At 56.1% G+C, this 3,787-nt stretch carries 4 protein-coding genes; all 4 read right to left on the reverse strand.

Annotation, left to right across the window (positions count from 1 at the left end):
• Window positions 1-61: 61 nt before the first annotated feature.
• Window positions 62-850, reverse strand: coding sequence for a hypothetical protein (locus BDE01S_RS09005; RefSeq protein WP_066080475.1), 789 nt, complete (start codon window positions 848-850; stop codon window positions 62-64).
• 56 nt (window positions 851-906) lie between these two features.
• Entirely contained in the window at window positions 907-2,265 is a 1,359-nt protein-coding gene (locus tag BDE01S_RS09010) for a UDP-N-acetylmuramoyl-tripeptide--D-alanyl-D-alanine ligase (protein WP_066080477.1), read from the reverse strand.
• A gap of 22 nt (window positions 2,266-2,287) precedes the next feature.
• On the reverse strand, window positions 2,288-3,142 hold the full coding sequence (locus BDE01S_RS09015; protein ID WP_245934304.1) for a peptidase: 855 nt from the start codon (window positions 3,140-3,142) through the stop codon (window positions 2,288-2,290).
• Window positions 3,143-3,216: 74 nt separating this feature from the next.
• Complete coding sequence (locus BDE01S_RS09020; protein ID WP_169798088.1) at window positions 3,217-3,729, reverse strand: M23 family metallopeptidase; 513 nt, start codon at window positions 3,727-3,729, stop codon at window positions 3,217-3,219.
• Window positions 3,730-3,787 lie beyond the last annotated feature (58 nt).

A 3,787-nucleotide genomic window follows, 5' to 3' on the forward strand; every position in this document is an offset into this window, starting at 1 on the left:
TCTCATTCTTATTTTCTTCGACTATCGTGTGTTTGGTAAAAGCCGTCTGAAAATCCGATACTCAGAAGAGCGGATAATTTTTCGGCGCAATGTATTTCTGCTGTCGGGCATTAAACGGTATGCGGTATGCCTGATTGCGGTATTTTTTAATGCCGCGATGCCCCGATACGGTCAGTATCAGCGGATAAAAGCCGCTGCTTGCTGCGCTTTTACGGTCGATTTTAATACCGGCTTCGAGCGAGGTGCTGTTTCGCTCACACTCCACGCGCTCGCGGGCGCTGGGCTGATCGATACAATCTCCGTAATAGCCGCTGTTGTCCGATCCGGAAGCGATGCTGCTCTCTTTAACTCTGCGGTTTCCGTCGTGATGGAGCATGGTATAGCGCGTCTCGGTAACGCCTTGGTTCGTGTAGCCGCTCTCGGTTAAAAAGCCCCAGCGATCTTGACCGAACTCATGAAATGTCCATTTTTCGGGTGCTTTGCCCCAAGAGCCGATAAGCACTTTCGGCAGCGCGGCCGCTAATGTCCAGCCGTTCGCCCCGGCCTGCTTCAGCACAAACATACCGGCCAATCCCGAAGCTGCGTGTGCGCCCTCTTCGTCGGGGTAAGCCAAATCGATATAGTCGCCGGCCATCAGCACATACATGAATTTCCCTTGAGCCGTTTCGCGGATTTCGCGCGCTTTCTGCTTCATGCAATAAGCAGTCTGCCCGTCTTGATCGGTGCCGATCAAACACTGATGGCTTTGCAGATAGCGCGGATAATATTTCTGTATGATTTGCTGCGGCGTTTGCGCGGCGGCAAGGGTGCACAAACTCATGCCGACCGGTATCAAAAGCCAGTTTTTCATGTCTTTTTCCTTAATACAGCCCCGTCGGAGTGGATGGCTGCCGTTTTCAGACGGCCTTACTGCGCCAGCAGGGCTTCGACCACTTCTTCCATTTTCATAAAGCGCGAGCCTTTTACCAAAACGTTTGCGCCTTCGGGCAAGTCGTGGCTCATCACTTGTATCAGCGGGTCTTTGGCGGCAAACCACAAGCCGGCCGCGCCGAACGTTTCCGCTGCTTCCACGCTGTCGTCGCCGACAAAATAGGCAAACTCGATGCCTTTAGCGCGCGCATATGCGCCGACTTCCGCGTGCATGGCGGCGGCTTCCGTTTCGCCCAGCTCGCCCATATCGCCCATCACAAACACGCGCGGGGCAGGCAGCGCGGCCAATACATCGAGGGCGGCTTTCATGCTGTCGGGGTTGGCGTTGTAGGTGTCGTCGATAATCGTTGCGCCTTTAATGCCCGGTTTGATTTGCAGACGGCCTTTGATGTTGCTGAAATCTTTGAGGCCGTCTGAAATCTGCGCCAAGCTCAATCCGGCGGCGCTTGCCAGAGCAGCGGCGGCGCAGGCGTTGGCCACATTATGGCGGCCGGGTACGGGCAGCACCACGGCCGCGCGTTCCCCGCCGCACACCAAATCGAATGTACAGGACAAGGGCTTTAAGACGATGTTTTCGGCATGAACATCGCCGCTTTCCGCACCGAAAGTTTGCGTTTTCAGACGGCCTGTGGCGGCTTTAAAGATGTCGATATTCGCGTCTTCGGCGGGCAGCCAGGCCAGGCCGTCTGAAGACAGGCCTTCGTAAATTTCGCTTTTGGCTTTGGCAATATCGCCCACGCCGTCGAAGCCGCAGCCGACATGGGCGCGCAAGGCGTTGTTGACCAATGCGGTATCGGGCTTGGCGATGCGGGTCAGCAGCGCGAGTTCGCCGAAATGGTTCATGCCCATTTCAATCACGGCGTAGCGGTGTTTTTCGTTTAGTTTCAACAGGGTCAGCGGCAGGCCGATGTGGTTGTTGAAATTGCCCGCCGTCGCCAATACCGCTTCTTGGCCGAACGCATGGCGCAGCACGGCGGCCAGCATTTCTTTGACCGTGGTTTTGCCGCTGGAGCCGGTAATGCCGAATACAAACGGGTTCACATTATCCCGCCACGCCGCCGCCAGCGTTTGCAGCGCGGCGAGCGTATCTTCTACTTTCAGCGCACCCGCCAAACCCGCGCAGTCTTCGCGCGACACGACTGCCGCCGCTGCGCCCTTGGCCGACACGTCCGCCACATAATCGTGCGCGTCGTGGTTTTCGCCCGCCAAGGCAAAAAACACATCGCCTGCCTGAATATCGCGGCTGTCGGTGACGATGCGGTTGACCGCCCTGTTTTCAGACGGCACGGGCAGGTTGAGGGCTTGGCAGATAAAGGCGAGGTCTAGGGGTTTCATCATTTTCTTTGGTGTTCCATCATCAACTGCCGAATTTACCGTAAGGCTGGTAATCGGCAAAGCGGAATACGGCGACGGTTCGGCCGTTTTGCCGATACGGATAAAACAGCGTGTAATTGCCGTCGTGCGATTCGAAGCGCGACGTATCAAGATTACTGCCGAATACGCTGTCGAGATATTCGCGCTCGTGCAAACCGGCCTGGTAAATGTATTCGGCCTTGCGGATGCTGCGGTTTTTGCCGTCATGGCGGTAGGCGATGCTGTCGGCTGCGGCGGTGCCGGTTGTGACATCATCGGGAATGTGTGCTGCGGCATTGCTGTGGAAAGCCAGATAAACGGATGCCCCGCCGATGGTGTCGGGCACAATCACGCTGACCGAGCGAAACGCCGAATCGCGTTTTTCCATCAACTCCAAATCGGCTGAGGTCTGCTTCAGATAGGCCAAATCAAAGCGGTAGTCGGCGATTTTGGCCGCTTGGCTGCCATATTCGCTTTGCACTCTGGCTGCCGATTTCATCAAAATCTGCTGTTTTTTCTGTACCGTCAGATAGTTGCCGCCAAACAGCAGCGCCGCCAACAGCGGAAACACGGCCAATGCCGCATACAGCCATTTTTTCATCGGCCGCTGCGGCTTCACGGCTTCGCACTTGTCATCACGTTCGGCAATCCGCGTCAGGTTCAGCATGATGTTGACAATCAATGCGCCTGCCATCACGGCGATAATGCCGAAGATGCTGAATACGAACATCTCGCTCAGGTTTTCACGGAACACCTTCAAGCCGAACACGGTCGCCAAAATAAAGGCAAACACCCAATAGCTTAAACAGGCTACGGCGGCTAAGGCGATTAAATTGCTGATTTTAACCAGTTTCCGCATATTCATCATATACTCTTTTTTCAGACGGCCCGCAGCGTTCCAATCTTTTTTCGGGCTTCGGCGAAACACCTACCCTACCGGCTCTGGTCAATCAGCGGATAAGGATTGACCGCGCCGCCGTGGGTCGGGTAAATGCCGTAGTGCAGATGCGGGGCGGTTGTCTTGGCGTTGCCGCTGTTGCCGACCGTGCCGATTTTTTGTCCGGCCTTCACACGGTCATACAAATCTACGCTGCGGCTGTTGAGGTGTGCATAATAATGCCATGCGCCCGCACCTTGGATGCCGATGATTTTGCCGCCCAAGCGATTGCGGCCGATTTTGGTCACGATACCGTCGGTGGTGCTTCGTACTGCCGTGCCTTTCTTGGCAAAAATATCTACGCCTTCGTGTCTGCGTCCGCCGCTGCGGGCTGCCTGCCAGGTATCTTGGAAGCTCTGTCCTCGAACCGGATTGGGCAGGCTCATCATGTCGGGCGGAGCTGCGGCGCGCAGGCGGTTGATTTCGGCGTTCGGGCGTTTGGGCGTGCCGCAGCCGAACAGCAATGCGAGGGCGGCGGCGGCAAACATGGCGCGGATCGGTTTGTTCATAATAGGGTTCGCTCTTCCTGGGCTCTGTGGAAAGATTGGCGGCGTTTCCCGTTTTTTA

This window comes from Bergeriella denitrificans NBRC 102155 (assembly GCF_001592185.1).
Taxonomy (GTDB): Bacteria; Pseudomonadota; Gammaproteobacteria; order Burkholderiales; family Neisseriaceae; genus Neisseria; species Neisseria denitrificans.